General features: G+C 33.8%; 20 protein-coding genes. 17 read left to right on the top strand and 3 right to left on the bottom strand.

Annotated features, from left to right (window positions below; all coding sequences use genetic code 11):
* Positions 1–83 precede the first annotated feature (83 nt).
* The 3 genes from clpX (at position 84) to NFR82_RS04215 (ending at position 3,424) form a co-directional block, all read left to right on the top strand.
* A complete protein-coding gene (gene clpX, locus NFR82_RS04225) occupies positions 84–1,352 on the top strand; it encodes an ATP-dependent Clp protease ATP-binding subunit ClpX (RefSeq protein WP_251717039.1) in 1,269 nt (422 codons plus the stop codon).
* Positions 1,342–1,926, top strand: a complete 585-nt coding sequence (gene yihA, locus NFR82_RS04220) for a ribosome biogenesis GTP-binding protein YihA/YsxC (RefSeq protein ID WP_251717038.1) — start codon at positions 1,342–1,344, stop codon at positions 1,924–1,926. The genes clpX and yihA overlap by 11 nt, the downstream gene beginning before the upstream one ends.
* Positions 1,927–2,200: 274 nt before the next feature.
* On the top strand, positions 2,201–3,424 hold the full coding sequence (locus tag NFR82_RS04215; RefSeq protein WP_251717037.1) for an IS110 family RNA-guided transposase: 1,224 nt from the start codon (positions 2,201–2,203) through the stop codon (positions 3,422–3,424).
* A gap of 228 nt (positions 3,425–3,652) precedes the next feature.
* On the opposite strand, the gene NFR82_RS04210 is transcribed toward NFR82_RS04215, so the two are convergent.
* Positions 3,653–5,263: an Mbeg1-like protein gene (locus NFR82_RS04210; protein ID WP_251717036.1), complete on the bottom strand. Its 1,611-nt coding sequence runs from the start codon at positions 5,261–5,263 to the stop codon at positions 3,653–3,655.
* A 358-nt stretch (positions 5,264–5,621) separates the two neighbouring features.
* Between NFR82_RS04210 and NFR82_RS04205 the strand changes: the two genes are divergently transcribed.
* The 3 genes from NFR82_RS04205 (at position 5,622) to NFR82_RS04195 (ending at position 9,516) form a co-directional block, all read left to right on the top strand.
* Positions 5,622–7,244 (top strand): ABC-F family ATP-binding cassette domain-containing protein, encoded by a 1,623-nt coding sequence (locus tag NFR82_RS04205; RefSeq protein WP_251717035.1) that lies wholly within the window; start codon positions 5,622–5,624, stop codon positions 7,242–7,244.
* 127 nt (positions 7,245–7,371) lie between these two features.
* Positions 7,372–7,983, top strand: a complete 612-nt coding sequence (locus NFR82_RS04200; RefSeq protein ID WP_251717034.1) for a DUF4767 domain-containing protein — start codon at positions 7,372–7,374, stop codon at positions 7,981–7,983.
* A 567-nt stretch (positions 7,984–8,550) separates the two neighbouring features.
* Positions 8,551–9,516 carry an NAD(P)-dependent oxidoreductase gene (locus NFR82_RS04195; protein WP_251717033.1) on the top strand — a complete coding sequence of 322 codons (966 nt, stop codon included), beginning with the start codon at positions 8,551–8,553 and terminating at the stop codon, positions 9,514–9,516.
* Between the two features lie 228 nt (positions 9,517–9,744).
* Here NFR82_RS04195 and NFR82_RS04190 read toward each other — a convergent pair whose 3' ends face one another.
* Positions 9,745–10,356 carry a DedA family protein gene (locus tag NFR82_RS04190; RefSeq protein ID WP_251717032.1) on the bottom strand — a complete coding sequence of 204 codons (612 nt, stop codon included), beginning with the start codon at positions 10,354–10,356 and terminating at the stop codon, positions 9,745–9,747.
* Positions 10,357–10,502: 146 nt separating this feature from the next.
* On the opposite strand from NFR82_RS04190, the gene uvrC reads away from it, so the two are divergent.
* The 8 genes from uvrC to NFR82_RS04150 all read left to right on the top strand — a co-directional run bounded on the left by uvrC (position 10,503) and on the right by NFR82_RS04150 (position 19,521).
* Complete coding sequence (gene uvrC, locus NFR82_RS04185; RefSeq protein ID WP_251717031.1) at positions 10,503–12,305, top strand: excinuclease ABC subunit UvrC; 1,803 nt, start codon at positions 10,503–10,505, stop codon at positions 12,303–12,305.
* 77 nt (positions 12,306–12,382) lie between these two features.
* Positions 12,383–13,693, top strand: a complete 1,311-nt coding sequence (obgE, locus tag NFR82_RS04180; RefSeq protein ID WP_251717030.1) for a GTPase ObgE — start codon at positions 12,383–12,385, stop codon at positions 13,691–13,693.
* A gap of 22 nt (positions 13,694–13,715) precedes the next feature.
* The gene (locus NFR82_RS04175) at positions 13,716–15,632 is read left to right on the top strand and encodes an acyltransferase family protein (protein ID WP_251717029.1); all 1,917 of its coding nucleotides are present in this window, start codon (positions 13,716–13,718) and stop codon (positions 15,630–15,632) included.
* 12 nt (positions 15,633–15,644) lie between these two features.
* Entirely contained in the window at positions 15,645–16,583 is a 939-nt protein-coding gene (gene rnz / locus NFR82_RS04170) for a ribonuclease Z (RefSeq protein ID WP_251717028.1), read from the top strand.
* Complete coding sequence (locus NFR82_RS04165; protein ID WP_251717027.1) at positions 16,580–17,374, top strand: SDR family NAD(P)-dependent oxidoreductase; 795 nt, start codon at positions 16,580–16,582, stop codon at positions 17,372–17,374. Before rnz ends, NFR82_RS04165 begins: the two co-directional genes overlap by 4 nt.
* Positions 17,375–17,380: 6 nt before the next feature.
* The gene (locus NFR82_RS04160) at positions 17,381–17,605 is read left to right on the top strand and encodes a lipopolysaccharide assembly protein LapA domain-containing protein (RefSeq protein ID WP_251717026.1); all 225 of its coding nucleotides are present in this window, start codon (positions 17,381–17,383) and stop codon (positions 17,603–17,605) included.
* A 109-nt stretch (positions 17,606–17,714) separates the two neighbouring features.
* A complete protein-coding gene (gene rpmF, locus NFR82_RS04155) occupies positions 17,715–17,906 on the top strand; it encodes a 50S ribosomal protein L32 (RefSeq protein WP_251717025.1) in 192 nt (63 codons plus the stop codon).
* Positions 17,907–17,964: 58 nt separating this feature from the next.
* Positions 17,965–19,521, top strand: a complete 1,557-nt coding sequence (locus tag NFR82_RS04150; RefSeq protein WP_251717024.1) for a bifunctional metallophosphatase/5'-nucleotidase — start codon at positions 17,965–17,967, stop codon at positions 19,519–19,521.
* A 56-nt stretch (positions 19,522–19,577) separates the two neighbouring features.
* Here the strand turns inward: NFR82_RS04150 and NFR82_RS04145 are convergent, their stop codons facing one another.
* Positions 19,578–19,784 carry a YjzD family protein gene (locus tag NFR82_RS04145; RefSeq protein WP_251717023.1) on the bottom strand — a complete coding sequence of 69 codons (207 nt, stop codon included), beginning with the start codon at positions 19,782–19,784 and terminating at the stop codon, positions 19,578–19,580.
* A gap of 106 nt (positions 19,785–19,890) precedes the next feature.
* On the opposite strand from NFR82_RS04145, the gene NFR82_RS04140 reads away from it, so the two are divergent.
* The 3 genes from NFR82_RS04140 (at position 19,891) to pyk (ending at position 25,934) form a co-directional block, all read left to right on the top strand.
* Positions 19,891–23,013, top strand: a complete 3,123-nt coding sequence (locus NFR82_RS04140; protein WP_251717022.1) for a DNA polymerase III subunit alpha — start codon at positions 19,891–19,893, stop codon at positions 23,011–23,013.
* Between the two features lie 159 nt (positions 23,014–23,172).
* Positions 23,173–24,135 carry a 6-phosphofructokinase gene (pfkA, locus tag NFR82_RS04135; protein WP_251717021.1) on the top strand — a complete coding sequence of 321 codons (963 nt, stop codon included), beginning with the start codon at positions 23,173–23,175 and terminating at the stop codon, positions 24,133–24,135.
* 29 nt (positions 24,136–24,164) lie between these two features.
* Entirely contained in the window at positions 24,165–25,934 is a 1,770-nt protein-coding gene (gene pyk, locus NFR82_RS04130; protein WP_251717020.1) for a pyruvate kinase, read from the top strand.
* Positions 25,935–25,961 lie beyond the last annotated feature (27 nt).

Genomic DNA, 25,961 nt, shown 5'->3' with positions numbered 1-25,961 from the left:
TTTTTATTTTTTGAGTTAAAATCCTTTATAAAAATCATTTTTATGATAATCTTTTATCAGTAGGTATAGGAGGAAAATGATTTATGACAACTCAGTTTACAGATCAAGAAGAAATTAAATGTTCTTTTTGTGGTAAAACTCAAGATCAAGTAAAAAAGATGATTGCCGGAAATGGCGCATATATCTGTAATGAATGTGTTGACTTATCCAAAAAAATAATTGATGATGAGCTTCGTGCTGATTCAATGAAACAAATTCGTGAATTACCTAAACCAATGGAAATCAAGAAGCAATTAGATGAATACGTAATTGGTCAAGAGAGAGCCAAGAAGGTACTTTCTGTTGCCGTATATAACCATTACAAACGTATTGGACAAATGGACGTTGATTCATCAACTCAGTTACAAAAATCTAATATAGCTTTAATTGGTCCTACTGGATCAGGAAAGACTTATTTGGCTCAAACATTAGCTAATATTCTTAATGTTCCTTTTGCAATTGCAGATGCTACAACATTAACTGAAGCAGGCTACGTTGGTGAAGATGTAGAAAATATTTTACTTAAGTTACTTCAAAATGCTGATTATGATATAGAACGTGCTCAACGCGGAATTATTTATATTGATGAAATTGATAAAATTTCTAAAAAGGCGGAAAATGTATCGATTACGCGTGATGTTTCTGGTGAAGGAGTTCAACAAGCTTTACTAAAAATTCTTGAAGGAACTATTGCTTCAGTTCCACCTCAAGGTGGGCGTAAACATCCTCAACAAGAAATGATTAGAATAGATACATCAAATATTCTATTCATCGTGGGTGGTGCCTTTGATGGTATTGAACAGATTGTAAAGAACCGTATGGGTAAAAAGACAATTGGTTTTGGTGCAGAGAGTGAATTTAGTAAAATTAATGATGATGAATGGACTCGTCATTTAACTACTGCGGATTTAACTAAGTTTGGTATGATTCCAGAATTTATTGGAAGAATTCCTGTAATTGCAACTTTAGATAAGTTGGATAGTAAAGATTTGATTAGAATTTTAACTGAACCAAAGAATGCCCTAGTTAAGCAATATCAAAAGCTTTTATCACTTGATGATGTTAAGCTTACCTTCACTACTGGTGCTCTACAAGCAATTGCTGATTTAGCAATCAGCCGAAATATGGGTGCACGTGGATTAAGAACTATTATCGAAAATGCATTGATGGATATCATGTATAAAACTCCAAGTGAATCAGATATTGAAAAGGTTGAGGTTACCAAGGATGTAATTACTCGTCATTCTCAGCCCAGAATAACTAGAAGAAGCGACGAAAAAGATGAAGTGAAGGCAACTGAAAATGATAATTAAAAACAGTGAATATGCCTTAAGTGCAGTTAGGGAAGATCAATTTCCTAAAGATGACTTCTCTGAAATAGCTCTAGCAGGTCGCTCAAACGTTGGAAAATCAAGCCTGATAAATACGCTACTTAAGCGAAAAAATCTTGCTAGAACGTCTTCTCAGCCCGGAAAAACGCAAACATTAAACTTTTATCGAGTAAATGATAGTTTTTATCTTGTAGATGTTCCCGGATATGGTTATGCGAAAGTTTCTCAAAAGAAGCGACAAGAATTTGGGGAAATGATTCAAGATTATCTTGAAACAAGAGAGAATTTAAAGGGATTAATTATTCTAATTGATTCTCGTCACGAACCAACCAAAGATGATATTGCAATGTATGAGTATGCACAGTATTTAAATTTACCAATACTCGTTGTTGCAACTAAAATGGATAAGATAAAAAAGAGTCAAACCAATAAGGTTATGAACAATTTAAAGAAAAATCTTGATCTAAGTTATGAAAATGTGGATGTATTAACTTTTAGTTCAGTTTCAAAATTACATGTAAATGAATTAGGAGATTGGATTGAATCACATTTATAAAAACATAAAACATTCTAAGCTAAATAGTGAATTAGTTATCCGACGGGATAATTGATTCACTATTTTTTATTCTAGCCGTAGAATTTGAAATAGTAGTAAAACTATATGCCTTCGGGTTTTTAGACGCTTGACGTCGTACATAAAACTGGCAGTTTTACTTAGGTTATCAATAGTCTCTTCGAAGAATGTGGACATTTAATGTCGAGTTTAGAAAATTAGATCTGATTTCTTAAGTAAAATAGCTTTACTGCTATATTTGAGGAGGTATTTTAAAATGAAAGTTATCTTTGGAATAGATGTAAGCAAGAGCACATCAACTGTTTGCGAATTGATTAATGATAGTAAAACTATCACCACGATCACAAATGATCGCCCTGGCTTTTTAGAGCTACTCAAAGATCTGAAAGCTTTCGCTCAGCACCCTCAAATTATTTTCGAAGCTACGGGTGTATATTCTAAAAGACTGCAGACTTTTTTAGATGATTATGGCTATGAATATGTAGTCTTAAACCCTTTAAAAGCAAAGAAAGAGATGAATTTAGGGCTTAGACATAATAAAACAGATAAGACAGATGCTTACCATTTAGCCTTAATTCAAAAACTTTATCATCATCCAGTCAGTCAACTGCAAGTTGAGCAATACCATCAATTAAATGCCCTAAGTCGTTTTTACGATCAATTGACTAATGATATTGTGATAGCTAAAAACCGTCTTCATAAGATTTTGCAGTTTACTTTTCCAGAATTAGAAAATTTGTTTAGCACAGCCGCAGGTTTTAATTACTGGTCAATCGTCAAGATGTATCCTCACTGCGAAATTATAAATGACTCAACAGAGCTTGCAATCCATACCCAACTTATAAGATTGCCGGGATTTCAAATCAAAAAGGCTAAGCGGTTTGCTTCAAAGCTAATTAATTTAGCTCGCAAGGCTTATCCTGTAGTTCCTTGTAATAGTATTGAATCCAATGAAGCCAGATACTATGCTCAGCGATTAATTGATTTGAATAAACAACGACAAGACTTAATAAATCAAATGGTAACAGTAGCTAAAAGTTTGCCTAATAATGATTTAGAAATCCTAGAAAGCATTCCCGGATTTGCACAAATTACTGCGGTCAGAGTTTTGGGAGAACTTGGGGACTTGCGTAGATTTAGTAATCCTAATAAGATTAATGCTTTTATTGGCATTGATCCAGGCCGCTATCAATCCGGAGAAATGGATTCTAGATTAAGTATTACTAAACATGGCAATGCCGTAGCACGTAAAATCCTCTATCGAGCTATTGGTCAAATTGATCAGGCTGCTAAAACTCAGCACTGTCATATAGCTGATTATTACGAAAATAAAAAGCTATCTTCTCAAACCAAAGGATTTAAAAAGATAGCTATTGCTTCTATACACAAACTGATCAGGACCATGTACGCCCTGATCAGTAATGACCAACTATATGATTACGACGTAGCCACACATAATCAAAAAAGACTTTTGTCGTAAATATTGATCAAGTTCATTATACTCTTTTAGCTTATTAAAAGCCCATTTTAATAAGCTTATTTGTCTTAAATTAATTTTCAAATAAATTGACCAGCTTATTTGAAAGTTAGACAAGCTAATCAAAAATAGAAGTCAAATATCTTATGGTACTTGACTTTACGTAGAAAATATCTTATGGTACTTGACTTTACGTAGAAAAAGACCTGAGCATTGCTCAGGTCTTTTTATTTATCGATGTTTATCAGGTATTTTCTTTCTTTGACCGAAGAGTTCACTAATTAATTTAAATACTCCATAAATGATTATTAATATTCCAAATATAATGATTGATTGTTTAGTGAAATACCGTGGATTTACAATTATAATAATGCCTAAAGCAAATGCCACGATTGCCTCAAGAGAGACCATGACTTTATAAAAGATACCATTAATTCTCCTTAGAATAATTTGTCTTATCCTTACGTATGCATAAACGATTAGGAAAGTTCCCAAGAAATAATGCGCAAGAAAGATCAAGAGTCGATTATTTGATAATAATGCGATCGAAAGAGCAAAGACCAAAAGCCAACTAATAATGAAGAAACGCTTTTGTCGTTCTTTTAAACTCGAAATCGCGGCATCAATAATTTGTTTTACACTAAACCCAATTCCAGAGAAGGCTACTAGTGCTCCGAATGCTTTCATAGAATATTGCGGTGCTGTTAAAGTAATTATTCCCAAGAGGACCATTATCCAGCCGATAATAGAATCAACAGAAAATAAAGTTTGTAGTAGCCTCATGTTTTTGATAGTCTGCCAAGTAGCAGAGAATAAACTGCCAAAAACGAATCTGGTTCTTCTAGATGATCCTGTTAAAGAGAATAGAATCGCACCAAAACCACCGAAACCATTTTTACTTAATTCAGTAATCTTGGTTGAACCACTAGCGGCCAATGCATCAAAGAGGTCATTGGTAAGTGATTCTCTTTCATGTAGGGTTGCATCCCCAATCCAATCATTTATTAGCTGATTATAAATTCTAGCCTGAGGATTACGGTGATTTTTAGTCACGAAGTGTGAACCAGTCACTACCCAGCTAAAAGCGTCATGTTGAGCAAATTTGGGACGATTCGATTCAACTATTACTGGTGGGATGTTTTTCGGTTCAAACAAGCGCCCAATAATACTAAATTCTGGTACATAACGTCTAAGTTTCTCTTTGAGAAATTTTTGAGGTAATTGAGCCCCGACTTCTTTAGCAATACCAGGTGAATCAAATGTATAAATCGCATTGATTCTTTTTCTTAATTTGGGCTCAACGTTCAAAGCCGCAAATTCTGCTAAATTTCCACCCTTAGAGTGACCAAGAAGATAATACTGTTTATCATCATTGTTCATGACTTTTGCCAGATATTCAGCAGCTTGCTTTTGCGCAATGGTGGTACGAAAACTGATCTCGAAGTCTTCTTTCCAGCCAACCAAAGAGTCATCGGTACCTCTAAAACTAATAAAATTTGTTCCGTCTTCTAATTCAATTTTTACTGCACTAAATTGGGTTTTATCGGTAAGTGTATCAGTAAAGTATGATAATTTTGCATTTTTAAATCGGTTGGCGGAATTCATTAATTTGAAAAGATATTGATAGTATCGATGATCATTCTTTGAGATTTCTTTTTTAAAATACTTTTTTGCAGCCTCTTTGACGGTAATTTCGGTCCCGTTTTCAGGCACAATATCATTTAAATTAGTATATGAAAAAAGGGCCAAAACTAACGCGTCAACTTCGTTAAAAGGTGTTTTTTCTAAATCAATATCACCACGCCATTTTAAATATGAAAAGACAGTATTTTCAGGATACACATGATCATCTCCAATCTCTATGTGTCTATTATAATTTTACCGTAAATGGAAGTTGTCGGAGCATTATAAAACTTAAAATTTATTATTCAAATTACTATAACAAGTGTTATATTTATGGTAAAATAAAACCAGGTAGAAGGGGATCAACTACCTGGATAAGGGACGGTTCAATACTAAGAGCTTTTAAATATATTAAACCGTCAATAAGTATATCAAAGAATTTAATGCTTTGGTATATGAAACCAAAAATCTCTTTATATCTTTTAAAAATCTTTTAAAAGTCATCTTTAGAGGTGGCTTTTTTTATGTTTTCTGTTATACTTTCTTTCAGCTATTTTTTCAAGTGGAGGATATATATTTGATTACAGTTTCTGATTTAAGTTTAAACTTGGCTGGTCGTACTCTTTATGAAGACGTAAATTTAAAATTTACGCCAGGTAATTGTTATGGTGTGATTGGAGCCAATGGTGCGGGTAAGTCCACTTTTTTAAAGCTTTTAGAAGGAAAGATTGAACCTACTACAGGTAATATTTCAATTGATCCTAATGAAAGAATGTCCAGTTTAAATCAGGATCACTTTGCATTCGAAGACTTTACTGTAATGGATACAGTAATTCAGGGTCATAAAGAGTTATACCAAGTAATGAAAGAAAAGGATGCTCTTTATGCAAAGCCAGACTTTAGTGATGAAGATGGTGTTAAGGCCGCAGAATTAGAAAGTAAATTTGCGGAACTTGATGGTTGGAATGCTGAAGCGGATGCTGCTAAGCTTTTGCAATCAATGGGTATTCCTGAAAATATTCACCAAAGTTTAATGAGTGAACTTCCTGAGGCAGATAAAGTTAAGGTATTACTTGCACAGGCCTTATTTGGTAATCCAGATATTTTACTTCTTGACGAGCCTACTAACGGTTTAGATGTGCATACGGTAGACTGGTTAGAGGACTTCCTTGCAGATTATCCTAATATTGTCATTGTTGTGTCACACGATAGACACTTTTTGAATCAAGTATGTACTCAAATGTGTGATGTTGACTTTGGTAAGATTCAATTATATGTTGGTAACTATGATTTTTGGTATGAATCAAGTCAACTTGCTGCGGAACTTGCTGCTAACCAAAATGCAAAAAAAGAGGAAAAAATCAAGGAGCTTCAAGAGTTCGTTGCTCGTTTCTCGGCCAATGCTTCTAAGTCACGTCAAGCTACTTCACGTAAGAAACAATTAGAAAAGATTACTCTAGATGATATAAAACCATCATCTAGAAAATACCCATTCGTTAAATTTGAATTGCACCGTGATTTAGGTAATGATTTGCTTAAAGTTGAAAATGTATCATATAGCGTTGATGGCGAGAAAATTCTTGATAATGTATCATTTATTGTACGTCCGGGAGATAAGGTTGCCTTCTTATCAAAAAACACATTAGCAACTACTGCTTTAATGCAAATTATTGCAGGAAAGATCAAACCAGATACAGGAACAGTTACTTGGGGTCAAACAACCGCCTTCAATTATATGTCTCGTGATTTGAATGCTAACTTCAATAATGATGAATTGTCAATTCTTGATTGGCTTCGTCAATATGCTACTAAGGAGCAAGACGATAATACTTTCTTACGTGGATTCTTAGGGAGAATGCTCTTTAGTGGGGATGAAATCGAGAAGAAGATTAAGGTTCTTTCCGGTGGAGAAAAAGTTCGTTGTCAATTATCAAGAATGATGCTTCAACCAGCAAATGTTTTGGTAATGGATGATCCAACAAATCACCTGGATCTTGAATCAATTACTTCATTAAATAATGCTTTGAAGTCATATCCAGGTTCAATTTTATTTACTTCACACGACCGCGAATTTATTCAAACGATTGCTGATCATATTATTGAAGTTGGTCCAAAGGGAATTGTTAGTCGTGCAGAAACTCATTACGATGAGTTTATTGAAAGCCCATCAATTCAAGAACAAGTAGAAAAGATCTATTAATAAATATAAAAAATAAGTCTCACATTTGTGAGGCTTATTTTTTAAGAATTTGATTAAATGAGTCTTTCACATCTTTTGAAGATTCAACTATACTATAATTAATTAAAAATGTGATTTGGAGACAATAATGATGAAGAAATCTTTAGTGGGACTAGTAGTGTTTGCTTGTCTAGGACTTTCAGCATGTAGTGTGAATTTTGAAAAAGATGGGGTTCATATCAATAAAGAAAATATAAAGCAAAGTCATAAAGAAAAATCTAAAACGTCAAAGAAAACTGAAAAAGCCGAAGTTAAAACTAAGAAGGCTAAAAAAAGAAAAAAAGTAAATTCTCTTTGGACTAAAAATCAAGATCAAGAATTAGAGCAATATATGAGAACTTGGAGTAAACAAATGGGACAAGTTTATACTAAGTATGAAGGGAAGAAAATCACTACTTCAGTAGGTAGTAAATATCCTGATGTTTTAAGAGATAGGAAATTTGTCTTAAATAAAAAAGTGATTTCAATTAGTTGGAATCAAAGGAGAGATAAAAAAGATAATTATAATGTAGTAGCAATTTACAATGATAATTTCAAAAAGCAAAAAATGCATTTTACTTACTTATTTACAATCAAAAATAAACATGCATTTGTTTTAGTCGAACAGGGGAGAGATGAAAATCCTTTGATTCTTTATGTAAGTAGTAATAAACAATTAACTAAGAAGTTTAGTCAAATTGTTAAAACAAATCATAATTAATATTATGTAAAATTTAGCCTAAAAAATACTAGTTGAATGATATGAAGAAAGGGCGGAATACTTGAACCAAGTAATATATAGAACTAGTTAGAAAGAAAAATAATGTTGAAGTAGCAGATTAGCGTGGTAGAAAAGGGTCAAAATGAAGAAGTACACTAACGAATAACACGAAAATAACACAGAAATTACTGAATTTGATAAAAAGTATCTTTGTAACAAAAATGTAATATAACAAGCACAAAAATTAAAATCGCCATATTATATAAAGATAATAATAAATTCTCAACATTAAATAACGTCAGCCTTACTCGCAGTAGAATTTGTTCTTGTTTTTATTTTAAATAAAGGTATTATAGGTGTTGGGAATTAAGAGACTGAGGAGAAAGAGTTGACACATGAAGTCGACCCTTTCTTTTTTTATTCAAAAATAAAATATATTAGTATATATAGATTGCGGCTTATAATTGAATTATTCAATTGTTTATATTGGTAAAATGTTTTCAAAGAGAGTATTGTAAAGTTATAAGATAAAATCTACAGGGTTAGATTATGAATTGAGGCAATTTTATGGATAAACAAAAAGTATTAGTTTTAGGTGGATTAGTTGATAATGCATTAGATGATTTACAAGCAAATTTTGATGTAACTATTGGTCCAGTTGGTCATCGTATGGAAGACGACTATGAATGGGTTGTTGAACATATTTCTGAATATGATGCATTAATCGTTGCTAAAATGTTTATTGATAAGAAAATAATTGATAATGCTAAGAAATTGAAAATTATATCTACTTATGGCGTTGGTTATGATCATGTTGATATTGATTATGCAAAGTCAAAGGGAATTATAGTATCGAATTGTCCTAAGAGTGTCACTCGTCCAACTGCAGAATTAGCCTTAGCGATGATTTTAGCATGTGCTAGACGTTTTCATTTCTATGATCATAGTATGCGTGAAGGTGTGTTTCTAGATGTAGATGAATATGATAATCAGGGTTATACTATTGAAGGCAAAACTCTTGGTATCTTAGGAATGGGTAGAATTGGTCAAATGGTAGCTCAATTTGGTAAGATGCTAGGTATGAAAATTATTTACCACAATCGTCATCAAGTTGCTCCTGAAATTGAAGCTAAGTTAGATGCAAAATATGTTGATTTTGATACTTTAATTAAAGAAAGTGATTTCTTATCATTAAATGCACCAGAAACACCAGAAACTATGCATATTATTAACGAAAGTGTTTTGAAACATATGAAGCCTAGTGCATTTTTAATTAATGTAGCTCGAGGTAGATTGGTTAATGAAATTGATTTAAAGGCTGCTTTAAAGACTGGCGAAATTGCTGGAGCCGGCTTGGATGTCTTTGAAGATGAAACTCAAGTTGACGATGAACTTGCTGCATTAGATAATGTCATTTTAACGCCACATGTTGGTAGCGCAACTCATGTTGCACGTTACAATTTAACCAAGGAAGCATCAAATAATATTATTTCTTACTTAATTGATGGAAAGGCTATTAATAAAGTGAACTAGCTTTTAAATCTGAAAAGGGGATAGGGATTAAGCGTGATGTTTAATCCCTATTTGTTTTAAGGAAATATATTTTGCTGTTTGAAAAGTTTCATATGCTAAAAAAGGGGGGATGACCTTAAGGCCATCCCCCCTTTTTTTATATAAATAATATTATGTTAAATTACTACTTATCTTTTAATTGCCACTACGAGATAACCAGAAATTTTCATCCTCTGCTCGAGATGTTTATTATTTTTTAATTCTCTTTTTTCTCCAAACATAAATGAAGTAAATAAAAAAGATAATAAGAATAACTATTACGGCAAATGAATATTCTTCAAAAATTTGAACAATTACGTGCCAGTTCTTACCTGTATATGATCCGAGTGCAATCAAAACAGTGTTCCAAATCAGACTACCTAAGGTAGTAAGAATAATGAATTTGGGTAAAGAAACTTTAGCAATACCGGCTGGAATTGAGATCAAACTTCTTATCACTGGAATACATCTACCGAAAAAAATTGCTTTAACTCCATGGCGATCGAACCAAGCGATTGTTCGGCTAACGTCATCTTCTTTAAAACCTAATTTCTTAAAAAATTTATGTTTTAGAAGTTTTTTTAATCTTTCTTCATTTAATAGGGTACCAATCCAATATAAAATTAATGCTCCGATTAGTGCTCCTGTGGTGGATGCAATAACTAGTCCAAACACATTCATAGCTGTTTTATGAGTTAAAAAGCCACTAAATGATAGGATTACTTCTGAAGGAATTGGAGGAAAAACATTTTCAATTGCAATCAGGATAGCTACTGCAAAATAACCAAACTGATCAATAAATGAAAATATCCATGCTGTCATAAAAATCTCCTTAAATATGATTATTCATTAATATAGCAAAAATATAGCTATATAGCTATTAAAATTTGATAGAAGATGCCTTTATATAAGCTTTTTTAAGAAATTATGTTAAAATTTATAATGCAAATTTTTGAGGAGATGATTTTTTGGCAACAGAATTAATTGAAAATAAATTAAAGCTTCTACCAGAAAAACCTGGTTGTTACCTTATGAAGGACATTAATGGTGCTGTAATTTATGTTGGAAAATCAAAAAATCTAAAAAATAGAGTTCGTTCTTACTTTAAAAGCAAACAAGTAGGAAGACGTGCTGAATTAGTCGAAAATATTAGAGACTATGACATTATTACTGTTTCTACAGATAAAGAAGCATTTTTATTAGAAGTTACCCTAATAAAAAAATATAAACCTTATTATAATGTTCAATTAAAAGAAGGGACTGGATATCCATATATTGAGATAACCAATGAAAGAGATCCCCAAACTAAATTAACTAGTGTTGTTCATAAAGATGGTGGATATTACTTTGGACCTTATCCTAATGTTTATGCCGCACAAGCAACTTTGAAGTTTATTCAAAAAGTTTTTCCACTAAGACGTTGTAATGGGTACCAAGGGCGTCCTTGTCTGTATTACCATATGGGACAATGTTTAGGAGCATGTTTTAGAAAAGTTCCTAAGAGTGAGTATGATGAACAAATTAAAAAGATCAAAAAGTTTTTGAATGGTGACATTAACTGGGTGCGTCAAGATTTAAATCAAAAAATGGAGCAGGCCGCAGGAAAATTGGAATTTGAACGTGCGGGTGAAATTCGAGATCAATTAAAGTATATTGAGGAAACTGTAGAGAAACAAAAAATTATTTCAAATGATAATACCCAAAGAGATATCTTCAATTTCTATGTTGATAAATCCTGGATTTCAATTCAAATCTTTTTCTTACGTCAAGCTAAGCTTCTTAGAAGAGAAACTAAAATGTTTCCTTTAACAGACGTTACAGATCCAGAAGATGAATTTGCATCTTTTATTGCCCAGTTCTATCAACAAAGGAATCGAGTTTTACCAAAAGAAGTTCTAGTTCCAAGTGGAATAGATAATGAGGCATTATCTGAAGTATTACATGTTCCTGTTAGAACTCCGAAGCGTGGTCAAAAGAGGTCGCTTCTTGAAATGGCGGAAGAAAACGCTAAATTGAAACTAGATGATAAATTTAGATTATTAGAGCTTGGAAATAGAAAAACTAAAGGTGCACAAAAAGAGATCTTTGATGCTTTAGGACTTCCATATGGTCACTATATTGAAAGTTTTGACCATTCACATATTCAAGGTGCAGATCCAGTTTCCGCCTTAGTTGTATTTAAGGATGGAGAACCAGATAAAACCTCATACCGAAAGTACAAATTAAAGGGCGAAGTAGAGCATCAAAAAGGGGGAGATGAAGTTAGAAATACTCGTGAAGTTGTGAGAAGAAGATATGGTCGTTTACTAAAAGAACATAAGAAAATGCCTGATTTGATTTTGATGGATGGTGGCCAAATTCAAGTAGATGCTTGTTTAGATGTTTTGAGAAACGAGTTGAACCTAAATATTCCGGTAGCAGGAATGGTAAAAGATGATAAACATAGAACTAACCATTTATTGTTTGGAGATCCACTCAATGGAATTCCTTTGAGATTGATTCCGCTTGATCCAAAATCAGAAGGATTTTACCTAATGACCAGAATTCAAGATGAAGTTCACAGATTTGCAATTACTTTCCATAGACGAACTCACGCAAAGAATGCACTATCTAGTAGGCTAGATTCAATTAAAGGAATAGGACCTAAGAGTAGAAATAAATTACTGAGAAAGTTTGGTTCAATGAAAAAGATAAAAGAAGCATCAATTGATGAGTTGAGGGATGCGGGATTGTCATTAACGCAGGCTCAATCAGTAAAATTAAGTTTGTAAAACGTTAAAGAAGTGCGATTTATTGCACTTTATGTGTTATTATAAGTTAGTTAGAAAGACGGAGGGGGTTTTTAAACATGCCAACATTTGTTGATCAAACTAAAATAGAAGTTCAAGCTGGTAAAGGCGGCGACGGCATGGTAGCCTTCCGCCATGAAAAATATGTTCCAAATGGCGGACCTGCAGGTGGCGACGGTGGACGCGGAGGTAGCGTAATCTTCGTTGCTGATGAAGGTTTAAGAACTTTGATGGATTTTCGCTATCGTCGAAAATTCAAAGCCGAAAATGGTGAAGATGGAAGAATTAAATCACAATATGGAAAAGGAGCAAAAGATTTATACTTAAAGGTTCCAGTAGGAACTACAGTATATGATTTTGAAACTGGAGAGTTAATCGGTGATTTAATTAAAAATAAGCAAGAGCTTGTTGTTGCTCACGGTGGCAAAGGTGGAAGAGGTAATATTCACTTTGCTAATAGTGTAAATACTGCACCAGAAATTGCCGAAAATGGTGAACCTGGAGAAGATCGAGTTTTAAGACTTGAATTAAAGATGTTAGCTGACGTAGGTTTGGTTGGTTTTCCATCTGTTGGGAAGTCAACATTACTTTCAGTTGTAACTAAGGCTAAGCCAAAGATTGCAGCATATTCATTTACTACCTTAACACCAAATTTGGGAATGGTTATTTTACCGGATGGTAGAGATTTTTCAATGGCGGACTTACCAGGTCTAATTGAAGGCGCAAGCCAAGGTGTTGGATTAGGTATTCAATTTTTACGTCATATTGAAAGAACTAAGGTGATCCTTCATTTAGTTTCAATGGATCCGAATAACGGTCGTGAAGCAATTGAAGATTATAAGACGATAAAAAATGAATTAGCAAGTTACACCACAGATTTATCCAAAAAAGGTGAGCTAATTGTAGCTACTCAAATGGATATTCCTGGTGCAGATGAAAAGTTAGCTGATTTTAAGAAAGCTTTAGCTGATGAGGGTATTGATGCACCAGTTTATGCAATTTCAAGTGTAACTCATAGTGGTGTAGATCAATTGATGCGTGATTCGGCAAACTTGGTTGAAGAAGTTGAAAAACGTCAGACTGAAGAGGCTCCAGAAGTTGCAACTGAAGAAGCTAGAGAATACAAGTATAAATCTAAAGCTAAGCTTGATGAGTTTACCGTTGAAAAACTTGAAGATCACTTATTTGAAATTAAGGGTGAAGCTCTTGAAAGATTGGTTCAACGAACAAATCTTGATCATCAAGATGGAATTATGCTTCTTGCACGTAAGTTGAAGAATTTAGGGGTAGACGATGCCTTACGTGAAATGGGAGCTGTTGATGGCGATGATGTTGTAATTGGCAACTTTAATTTTGAATTTTTACAATAAAATTGACTGGTAGAGAAGATTTATGAATAAGACAAAAAATCGGTTTATTACAGGATATTCTGGACTTAGGGCATTAGCAGTTGTTGGAGTGATTTTATATCATCTAGATCCTAATACTTTTATCGGAGGTTATCTTGGAGTACCGATTTTTTTAGTACTTTCTGGATATTTAGTGACCGATCATATGCTGAAGTCGTATCAAGAAACAGGTAGCTATGATAATAAGCATTTTTACATTACAAGGTTAAAACGGTTATATCCTCAATTAATCACAGTTTTATGGGCATGTGCGGCGTGGATTGTCCTTTTTCAAAGAAATTTATTAGTAAAGCTATATCAAATAGTAATTGCAAATTTGTTGAATGTTTATAATATTTGGCAAATTAGAAATGGTCAAAGTTACTTTGAAAGATTTGGAGCTAATGCATCTCCATTTACACATCTATGGACAATGTCGATAGAAGGTCAGTTTTATCTTTTGTGGCCAATAGTGATTTTTTTGCTGGTCAAATTTGTTAAAAGTAAAAAAAGAATCTTTGGAATTATTACTGCATTAACTCTTATTTCAGCGATTGAGATGGCAATTTTATTTGCTACTGGAGCTGATATAAATCGTGTATATTACGGAACGGATACTAGATTCTTTTCATTAGGTTTAGGTGCAGCTTTGGCAGTCATCTGGCCCATTGAAAATATGAATGAAACTTTAAGAAATCTTAGATCGCGTTCCCTAGATTTGGCTGGATTGATCTCATTATTAGGAATGCTATTGATGTTTTTCAGTTCAGCAATGAATCCTCAATCTAAATTTCCTTATTTTGGTGGAATTTTTATTTTCTCTATTTTTACTACTGTGATGGTTGGAATTGTTGGTCATCCAAATAGTCATTGGAATAAAATTCTTACTAATCCAGTATTTAATTGGATTGGGTCACGTAGTTATGGGATTTATTTATATCAATTTCCTGTAATGGTATTTTTTGAAGATAAGTTAACTAATTTGGCTGCTCACCCAATTTTATATCGGATAATTGAGATCGTAATTATTTTACTAATAAGTGAAATTACTTATAGATTAATTGAAAAACCATTTGGTAAAGTTACTTGGCTTAAGGTTAAAAATTATTGGGCTAATTTATCAAACATTGCAAGTTTTTCAAATGCAAGGAAGTTTAAATTAATCTTTTCAAGTTTGATCATTTTAATTGGAACTGCTGGAATTATATATTCTCCAAGAGCCGTTGCTAAAAAGTCACAGCTTGAACAAACTATTAGCAAAAATCAGAAGAGTCAAGCTAGGGAGAATAAAGAACTAATTAAAAAGTACAAAAAGACAAAAGTGAAGGAAGATACTTCAAGTAAGTATGTAAAAAAGGCTCGGAAAGAGGCCAAGAGCCATCCTGTAAATAAGAGATTTACTAAATATGGAATTTCTCAAGTTGATCTCCAATTAGCACAAAATTTACAATTAACAGCAATTGGAGACTCTATTATGGCAGGAACATATGATAATTTAAAAACTTTAATGCCACATGCAATAATTGATGGTGCAGTTTCTCGTCAAATGAAGGAAGCTTTTCCAATAATTGACGGTTATAAACAAAGACAAGTTTTAGCGAAAAATGTTTTAATTGAGTTAGGAACTAATGGACCTTTTACAATGGATGATGTAGATCATCTAATGGAAGATTTGGGTAAGGGTAAGGATGTATTTTGGATAAATGTTTATGTTCCAAGCCGTCAATGGCAAAATCCAGTTAATGATTTACTAAAAAAGGCATCAAAGAAATATCATAATTTACACGTGATTGATTGGTATCAATATGCCAAAGGACACCCAGATTGGTTTGGAGATGATCATGTACATCCAAATATTTTAGGTTCTAAATATTATAGTGCGTTTGTAGTAAAAAGTATCGTAAATGAAATTTACTTTTAGAATAGGATTTTTATGGAAATACAATTTTTAGGAACAGGTGCGGGACAACCTTCTAAGCAGAGAAATGTTTCAAGTCTTGCTCTTAAGTTACTAGATGAATTAAATGAAATTTGGTTATTTGATGTTGGAGAGGCCACACAACATCAAATTTTGAAGACAAATATTCGTTTGAGAAAGGTTTCGAAAATATTTATCTCACATAATCATGGAGATCATATTTTTGGCTTGCCTGGTCTACTTGCTACTCGTTCTTTCCAGGGCGATGTGGGACCTTTAACTATTTATGGACCAGCTGGAATTGAAAAATTTGTTAGAATCGCATTGAAGGTATCTAAAACTAAAGTTTCTTATCCAATTAAATTTGTTGAATTAACAAAAAGTGGATTAATTTATCAAGGCCAAGGATTTAAAGTTTATACTGATAGACTAGATCATAGAGTTGACAGTTTTGGCTACAGAGTAGTCGAGGATTCTCACCCTGGTGAATTATTAATGGATAAGTTAGCTGAATATCATGTACCTAATGGTCCGTTATTAGGTAAATTAAAAAATGGTGAACAAATCGCCCTGGCAGATGGTACTATATTAGATGGAAAAGACTTTTTAGGTCCTGAAAAACCAGGTAGAATAATTACTATAATATACGATACTAGGGCAACTCCAAGTATTGCTAAATTAGCAAAAAATGCTGATGTCCTAGTTCATGAATCAACTTTTGCTGGAAATGAGGCTAAATTAGCTCATGATTATTTCCATTCAACCGCAGTTGAAGCAGCAGAAGTTGCACGCGATAACAATGTAAAAGAGCTATGTTTAGATCATATCTCTGCAAGATATCTGGGAAGTAATGCTAAAAGATTAGAAAAGCAGGCCCAAAAGGTATTTGAAAATACACATTTGGTAAATGATTTTGATCAGATCAATATTCCCATGAAAGGAACAGAAAAATGAGTGACTCATTAAGAAATAAAGTTGTAGTAGTGACTGGTGCTTCAAGTGGTATCGGTCGTTCAATTGCACTTGAAAGTGCAGGACGTGGAGCAACGGTTGTTTTAATTGCTAGAAATGAACAACGATTAAATGATATTGCTGCTGAAGCAAGAGAGTTATCTGGTGCGGATGCATTTGTTTTCCCAACAGATATGGGTAAGTCAGATGAAATCGAGGCTAGTTTTAAGAAAATAATTTCATCAGTTAAACACATTGATTTTTTAGTAAATTGTGCAGGCTTTGGTAAGTTTGATACTTTTATGGAAAGCAACATGCAAGATGCAATGAACATGTTCCAAGTGAATGTATTAGGGCTAATGTATTTTACTAGACTAATTGGTCGTGTAATGATGGAAGAAAAAACTGGCCAAATTATTAATTTTGGTTCAATAGCTGGGAAAGTTCCAACCGTTAAATCAGCTGTATATAGCGCTTCTAAGGCAGCGGTAATTCAATTTTCAAATGTTTTACGTCTTGAACTAATGCCTTTTGGCGTAAAGGTAATGACTGTTAATCCAGGACCTGTATACACTAATTTTTTCAATATTGCTGATAAGACAGGAAATTATATGGCAAATGTTGAAGAATTTATGCTTGATCCAGATGATGTGGCTTGGCAAGTTGTTCACTACTTCGGTAGCAATAAGCGAGAATTAAATCTACCAATCAGTCTTGCTGTTGCAGCAAAGTTATACAACTTATTCCCAACTATTGGCGATCAAATTTCTTTAAAATTCGCTTCAAGAAAGTAGGCTAACATGAATTCTGAAAAGAAGAGACAAGTTAACTTAGTTGTCAGTTTAATAATTGGATTATTAGCTGTAATATTTATCGTCTTAAATACTAGTCCAGTAAGTATTAATTTTGGCTTCTTTAACGTTAAGTTACCTTTGATTATCATTTTAGTTGTAATGGTTATAATTGGAATTTTATTGGGTTGGTTTATGGCCCAAGATAAGCTTTTTCGTAAAAAGAAAGACTAATAATCTTGATTTATGAGGAATTCAATAGTATCATTTAAACATATGAGTGATTCACCTTACTTAAATGTAAGTGTGAAGCTTAAGACTACAATAAAGGAGATCAAATCAAATGGCAGTACCTGCAAGACATACTTCTAAGCAAAAGAAACGTTCACGTCGTGGTCATATCAAGTTAACTGTACCAGCTATGCATTATGATGCAACTACTGGTGAATACCGTTTAAGCCACCGCGTTTCACCAAAGGGTTATTACAAGGGTCGTCAAGTTGCTAACGAAAACAACTCAAACGGCAATAACTAAAAATAAAGACACCCATTTAGGTGTCTTTTTTTATGCAAAAAATTAGAAAGTAGAAATTATGAAATTAGTTTTTTTACACTCTAGTGATACACATGGCTTCTTATTGCCAACAGATTATCAAGATAAAGGAGATTATAATGCTCCAATTAGTTTGAGTAGAGTAAGTTCTGCAATAAAAGCCGAGAAGGCGAAGTATGGAGTAGAAAATGTGGTTGTCACAGATTCGGGTGATTGTTTACAAGGCTCTCCTTTAGCATCTTATGCACATTCTACTGGAGATTACACCGATTTAGGTATTTTTACAGAGGCTTATAATGCAGTCGGTTATGATGCCCGTTGCCTTGGAAATCACGACTTTAATTTTGGTTTAGATTATTTAGCATATTACATAGATAATAATAAAGCACCTATGATTAATGATAATGTTTTGGATGCCGAAACAAATGTACCTGCATTTGGTCAAGAGTATACAATTATTGAAAAAGCCGGTGTAAAAATTGGTTTGTTAGGTGTTACGACTCAATATATACCTCATTGGGAACCAAAAGAAAATGTTGCTGGTTTGAAATTCGTTTCGGCTTATGAAAAAATCAAACATTATGCAGAGATTTTGCGTCCTCAAGTCGATGTCTTAGCGGTTATGTATCATGGAGGATTTGAAAGTGATCCTAAATCTGGAGTTGCTACAGAACCTCATAGAGGCGAAAATGAAGGATATAAAATTCTTACTGAAATTCCTGAGGTTGATGTATTTTTAACAGGTCATCAACATCGTCGGCTAAACTTAGTGACTAGAAATACGGCTATTGTTCAACCAGGTTATAGAGGTGAAGCAGTTGCAGAAGTAATTTTAGATATTGATGATAAGACTAAAAAAATAAAAAATATGTCTACTAAACTGATCGATACTAAAGATTATGATCCTGATCCCGAAATAGTTAAAATTGTTAGTGATCTAGATCAACGAACTCAAAACTGGTTGGATCAACCACTTGCACAATTGAGTGAGTCAGCACCAATTGAAAATGCTATGAAGGGCAGAATTGAAGGGGCACCGTTTATTAATTTATTGCAACAAATGCAATTGTGGTTCACAGATGCCGATGTTTCAGCGACTGCAGTTATGAGTGAGAAAGCTAAGGGATTTGGAAAAGAGGTCACTATGAGAGATGTACTTTTAAATTACCCTTATGCTAATCAATTATGCAGAGTAAAGCTAACAGGAAGAGAATTAAAACACATTATTGAACATAGTGCTGGTTTCCTGAAAAAAGATACCGATGGAAAGATAAAATTTATTGAACGCTGGATTAAACCTAAGCCAATGCTTTATCATTTTGATGTTTTTTATCCAATTGAATATGAAGTGGACTTATCTAAACCTGTGGGAGAAAGAATTACTAAACTTACACTCGATGGTAAGCCTTTAGAAGATGATAAAATATATCATTTGGCTGTTAATAACTATCGTGCAATGGGTGGAGGATTCTATCCAGAGTATAGTATGGATAAGATTGAGTTCACTTTGGATAAAGATTATGTTCAAATGTTTATAGAATATTTAACCAAGAACCAAGTTAAAGTTGATACTAAAAAGAATTATCATTTTTATTAATAAGAAAAAGGCAACCACTCAAACTAAGTAGTTGCCTTTATTTTATTTAAACCAAATTATTTTAAATTTGAATATTTACTTTTATCTTTGTGAGAGTGAGCAGTAATTGTTGGAATAATTATTGCAAATAAAATACCAAAAACGATACCGATAAGAAGGGCTTCTTTTGGTTCAAAAACACTTTGAGTTAAAGGTGCGGCAATAAATCCAATAACCATCATATAGATGACACTCCAAATAATTGTAACAATATATCGGCCCATAATTAATTCCTTCTTTCATTAAGAGAATTTTATCAAAATCTGAGTATGTTTTCAAACTTGGATTTAACTATTTGGTATACTTTATAAAAGAAAGGTGGCAGAGAATATGAAACTTGCAGCATTACAAAATATGAGTACCTTTAGCTTGTTAGAAAGTCCAACAAGAATTAAAGGTTTATTATCTTCTGCCAAGCAAAAAGGCTATGAAGCTGTAGCTCTGACAGATATTAATGTCACATACGGCTTGGTAGGTTTCTATGAATTAGCTCAAGAAGTAGGAATTAAGGCGCTTCTTGGGATGCAGCTTAGATTAAATGGCTTAATTGATAGCACTAATAAGTATAATCTCATTGTTTTAGCTAAAAGCAATGCAGGCTATAAAAATATTTTGCGAATGTCTAGTGCCGTAAATTTACTAACAAATAATGGTCAAAACGATAAAATCATATCTTTAGAAGAAGTAGCTAAGTATTTTAATGATATAGACATAATAGTTCCAGCAAATAGTAGTAGTGAATTATTAATGCTTTTTGAACAAAATGAATCATTAGGGTCAGATTATCTTCGTGATTTAAAGAAAATGATCCCTGAAAGTAGTTCCTTATATTTAGGTGTCTATGCAAATAAAGAAAAGAGAAGTTATATTAACTATCTCAGAAGTTTATCTAAACAATTTGATATTGATTTGGCAGTGACTGAAGATACACAATATCTTGAACCCGAGGATCATTTTTTGCGTAAAACTTTATTGGCTATAAAAAATGGTGACAAGATTGAAGATGTTGAACTGCTGGCTAAGCAAAAAGGTTCACACTATTTGGCTTCAGGACAAGAAATTCTTTCTAGATACCATGAATATGAATTAGATGATGCAGTAAAAAACACATGGAAGATAGCGGATGAATGTAATGCTAAAGTTATTTTTCAAACGCCAAAACTTCCAAAATATCATCAACATGAATATTCTTCCTCTAAAGAATATTTAAAATATTTGGCCCAAACCGGATTACAGGAAAGATTTAAGAATCATCCTATTCCAAAAAATTATCAAACAAGACTAGATTATGAACTTAACGTAATCAATCAGATGGGATTTGATGATTATTTTCTTATTGTTTGGGATGTGATAAATTATTGTCATCGAATTGGAATAACTACCGGTCCAGGTAGAGGATCTGCCTGTGGTTCACTGGTTTCGTATTCATTGAAAATTACAGAAGTAAATCCTTTAAGATACCATTTGCTTTTTGAACGTTTCTTGAATCCATATCGTCATGAAATGCCAGATATTGACCTAGATATACCCGATAATCGCAGGGATGAAGTTATTAAGTATATGTTCGAAAAATATGGTATGGATCATGCTGCTCAAATTTTGACCTTTGGAACTTTAGCGGCCAAACAAGCTCTACGAGATACGGGTCGTGCATTCGGCTTAAGTACTGTAGAACTAAATAAATGGGCAAATGCAGTACCTTACTCAAAGCAGAAGATGACCTTAGATACTTCCTACAAAGAATCAAGGGAGATGAGATTACTAGTTGATTCAAGTCAATTTAATAAATTGCTGTTTCAAACTGCTCAATCTCTTGAAGGATTACCTAGACACTATTCGATTCATGCAGCCGGATTGGTGATTAGTGATGATTCGATTGCAAGTATTTCCGGTTTACAGGCTGGACAATTAGGTATTCCAGTTACTCAACAAACTAAAAAATACGTTGAGTCATTAGGTCTGCTTAAAATCGATTTTTTAGGCTTGAGAAATCTTACTATTTTGGGGAATACTATTGATCTAATTAGAAGTCAAGGTATTAATATCAATCCGAATAAAATCCCTTTAAATGATCCGAAAACAATTGAACTTTTTAGGAAAGGTAATACTGATGCTGTTTTTCAATTTGAATCTAGTGGGATTAGAAACGTTTTAAGAAAATTACATCCAGATAACTTTGAAGATCTCGTAGCGGTTAATGCATTATATAGACCGGGACCAATGAGAAATATTGATTCATTTATCGCCAGAAAGAAAAAAGAAGAAAAGGTAGTTTATCCTGATAAAAGTTTAGAAAATATTTTAGCTTCAACATACGGTATTTTGGTGTATCAAGAACAGGTTATGCAAACAGCCCAAATATTTGCTGGATTCTCATTGGGAGAGGCCGATATTCTTCGTCGTGCGATGTCTAAAAAAGATCAATCGGTAATTGATCAAGAAAGAGAAAAATTTATTTCAGGGGCCGTATCTAAAGGACATAAAAAAGAAGTTGCTGAAAAAATTTATAACTATATTGAACAGTTCGCAAATTATGGTTTTAATCGATCACATGCAGTTGCATATACGAAAATTGCCTTTTGGTTAGCATATTTGAAAACGCACTTTCCTGCCGCTTTTTATACTGCTTTATTAAACTCATCGGGGGCAAGTAAATTAAAGGTAGAAAGTTATATCATGCAGGCTCAAGAAGCTGGAATTCAGATTTTAACACCAGATATTAACCATAGTAGTGTTGATTTTACTCTTGATAAAGGTAGGATTTTAGTTGGTTTAAAGGCAATTAAAGGTTTGCGTACAGATTTTGTTAAAATAATACCTACTCTGGACAGGCCATTTAAATCTCTTGACGACTTTTTGAGAAGAATTGATCCTAAATATTTACAGTTAGATCCAATAAATAACTTAATTAAGGCGGGCTGCTTTGATACGTTAAATGAAAATCGAAATGAATTATTGGCTAATAGTAAGGACCTAATCGAAAATATTCAGTTAACTGGTCAAAATCTTTCTTTATCTCAAAGTTTAGGTGGGGTGCCAATAAAAGAAGTTGAAATGCCAACAAGTGCGGAGAAAGCAGCAATGGAAGAAGAGGTTTTAGGATTTTCAACCACTGCAAGTCCTCTGATTGCTGTACAAAAATATGCTCAAAAATTTAATGCCAAACCATTAAATGAATTCGCTATTAATGATTCTGGCATTGCAGTTGGAAAGCTAATGAGTTTAAAGCCAATAAAAACCAAAAAAGGAACAACAATGGCTTTTTCAAGTTTTGCTGATTCAACTAGTCAGCAAGAAGTTACAATTTTTCCGAATATTTATGAAAAAATTCATTCATTATTAAAAGAAGGGCAAATCTATATTTTAGGTGTTAGAATTCAAGCCGATCGATACGATCCTAATAAAAAACAGTATTTGTTAACCAATTTAAAATTAGTTAATTTCAAGGAATAAAAAGAAAGTTTGAAAAACTCAGACGTATGAAAGCGATAACATTGAAAAACCTTGATAAAAGCGAAAATAAAAGCATTTTTTATGAGATTTTTCGCTCGAAAAATGGTAATATTTAAGTGATGTGAGAAATTACACAAATAATCATGATGAGGTGAATTCATGAAACGGATTGGTATTTTAACTAGTGGTGGAGACGCCCCTGGTATGAATGCAGCAATCAGAGCCGTTACCAAGACTGCTATCCACCATGGATTAGAAGTTGTTGGTATTCGTTATGGTTTTGCCGGTTTAGTTGCTGGTGATTTTATTCCTCTTACCGCAGAGGATGTAGACCATAAGATTAGTCATGGTGGAACTTTCTTATATTCTGCTCGTTTCCCAGAATTTGCACAAGAAGAAGTGCAAAAGAAGGGTGCAGAACAATTAAGAAAACATGGTATTGATGCCGTTATCGTTATTGGTGGAGACGGTTCATACCATGGTGCTTTAGCCTTGACTCGCCTCGGTATTAATTCAGTAGGTTTACCAGGAACTATCGATAATGATATTCCTTATACTGAATATACTATCGGTTTTGATTCTGCATGTCGTACCGCAATGGACGCAATCGATAAGATTCGTGACACTGCAAGTAGCCACCACCGCGTATTCGTTGTTAATGTAATGGGTCGCGACTGTGGTGATGTTGCTATGCGTGTCGGTGTTGCAAGTGGAGCTGATGCAATTGTTGTTCCAGAACGTCCATACGATATGGAAAAAATTGCTAAAACTCTTAAGCGCGGTTTTGCAGAAGGTAAAGATCATGGCCTTGTAGTATTAGCTGAAGGTGTCATGGACGCTGAAAAATTTAAGAATGAACTCTTGAAGTATGGTGACTTTGACGCTCGTGCAAATGTTCTTGGCCACATGCAACGTGGTGGCTCACCAACTGTTGAAGATAGAGTAAATGCTACTAAGATGGGTAACTTTGCTGTTAACTTACTTCTTGACGGTAAAGGCGGTTTGGCTGTTGGTTTGGAAAATGGTCAACCAAATACTCACGACATTCTTGATTTGTTCGATGGTAAGCACGAAGGTGACTACTCATTGCTAGATGTTAATGAAGAAATGACTAAAGATTAGTCAGTTTTTTGGAGAGGATTTTTTTAATAATGAAGAAAACTAAGATTGTTAGTACTTTAGGACCAGCTTCAAATGATGTTGAAACTATTACTAAGTTAGTAGAAGCTGGTGCAAACGTATTCCGTTTCAACTTCTCACACGGTGACCACGAAGAACACCGTTCACGTATGAACATGGTTCGTGAAGTGGAAAAGAACACTGGTAAGCTTCTTGGTATTGCTCTTGATACTAAGGGTGCTGAAATTAGAACTACTGACCAAGAAGGTGGTAAGTTCACTATTAACACTGGTGATACTATCCGTATCTCAATGGACGCAACTAAGCCAGGTAACAAGGACATGATCCACGTTACTTACGATGGTTTATACGATGATACTCACGTTGGTGGTCACGTATTGATCGATGACGGTTTGGTTGATCTTTTGATCAAGGAAAAGGACGATTCAAAGAGAGAACTTGTTTGTGAAGCTCAAAACACTGGTTTAATCGGTTCTAAGAAGGGTGTTAACGCACCAGGTGTTGAAATTCGCCTCCCAGGTATTACTCAAAAAGATACTGACGACATTAACTTTGGTTTGAAGGAAGGTATCAACTTCATCTTTGCATCATTCGCACGTAAGGCTCAAGATATCTTAGATATTCGTGAACTTTGTGAAAAAGCTGGTGCAGACTATGTTAAGATCTTCCCTAAGATTGAATCACAAGAAGGTATTGACAACGCTGACGAAATTTTACAAGTTTCAGATGGTTTGATGGTTGCTCGTGGTGACATGGGTGTTGAAATTCCATTTATGGAAGTTCCATTTGTACAAAAGAACTTGATCAGAAAGGCCAACGCACTTGGTAAGCCAGTTATTACTGCTACTCAAATGCTTGACTCAATGCAAGAAAACCCACGTCCAACTCGTGCCGAAGTATCTGACGTTGCTAACGCAGTTCTTGATGGTACTGACGCAACTATGCTTTCAGGTGAATCAGCAAACGGTTTATACCCAGTTAACGCTGTTAAGGCAATGGCTGAAATCGATGAACGTACTGAAAAGCAAATGCTTAAGCGTAATACTTTAGCACTTCAAAGATTTGAAGACTACAAGGGTTCAAACGTAACTGAAGCTATCGGTGAATCAGTTGTACGTACTGCTCAAGAATTAGGCGTAAAGACTATTATTGCAGCTACTAAGTCAGGTTACACTGCTCGTATGATTTCTAAGTACCGTCCAAACGCTGATATCGTTGCTATGACTTTCGATGAAAAGATCCAACACTCATTGTCAGTTGTTTGGGGTGTAACTCCAGTCTTGACTGAAAAGCCAAACTCAACTGATGATATGTTTGAAAAGGCAGCAGAAGTTGCTAAGGATAAGGGTCTTGTAAAAGACGGTGACCTTGTAATTATCGTTGCTGGTGTTCCAGTTGGTGAATCTGGTACTACTAATGTTATGAAGTTACAAATCATCGGTAACAAGCTTGCTCAAGGTTTAGGTGTTGGTAACGGTTCTGTTGTTGGTAAGGCAGTTGTTGCTAACTCAGCTGAAGAAGCAAACTCAAAGGTTAAGGAAGGCGACATCTTAGTTTCTAAGGTAACTGACCCTGACTACATGCCAGCAATCAAGAAGGCTTCAGGTTTAGTAGTTGAAGCTTCTGGTTTGACTTCACACGCAGCAGTTGTTGGTTTATCATTAGGTATTCCAGTTGTTGTAGGTACTACTGATGCAACTGAAAAGATTTCTGATGGTTCAACTATTACTGTTGATGCTCGTCGTGGTGCTGTTTACCAAGGCGAAATGGCAAATCTTTAATATAAAGAAATTTAATTAGTAAAAAGG

Source organism: Lactobacillus agrestimuris (assembly GCF_943193025.1).
GTDB classification, from domain to species: Bacteria; Bacillota; Bacilli; order Lactobacillales; family Lactobacillaceae; genus Lactobacillus; species Lactobacillus agrestimuris.
Note: the sequence above shows the minus strand (reverse complement) of the source record. Positions and strands in the feature narration are given on the sequence as shown.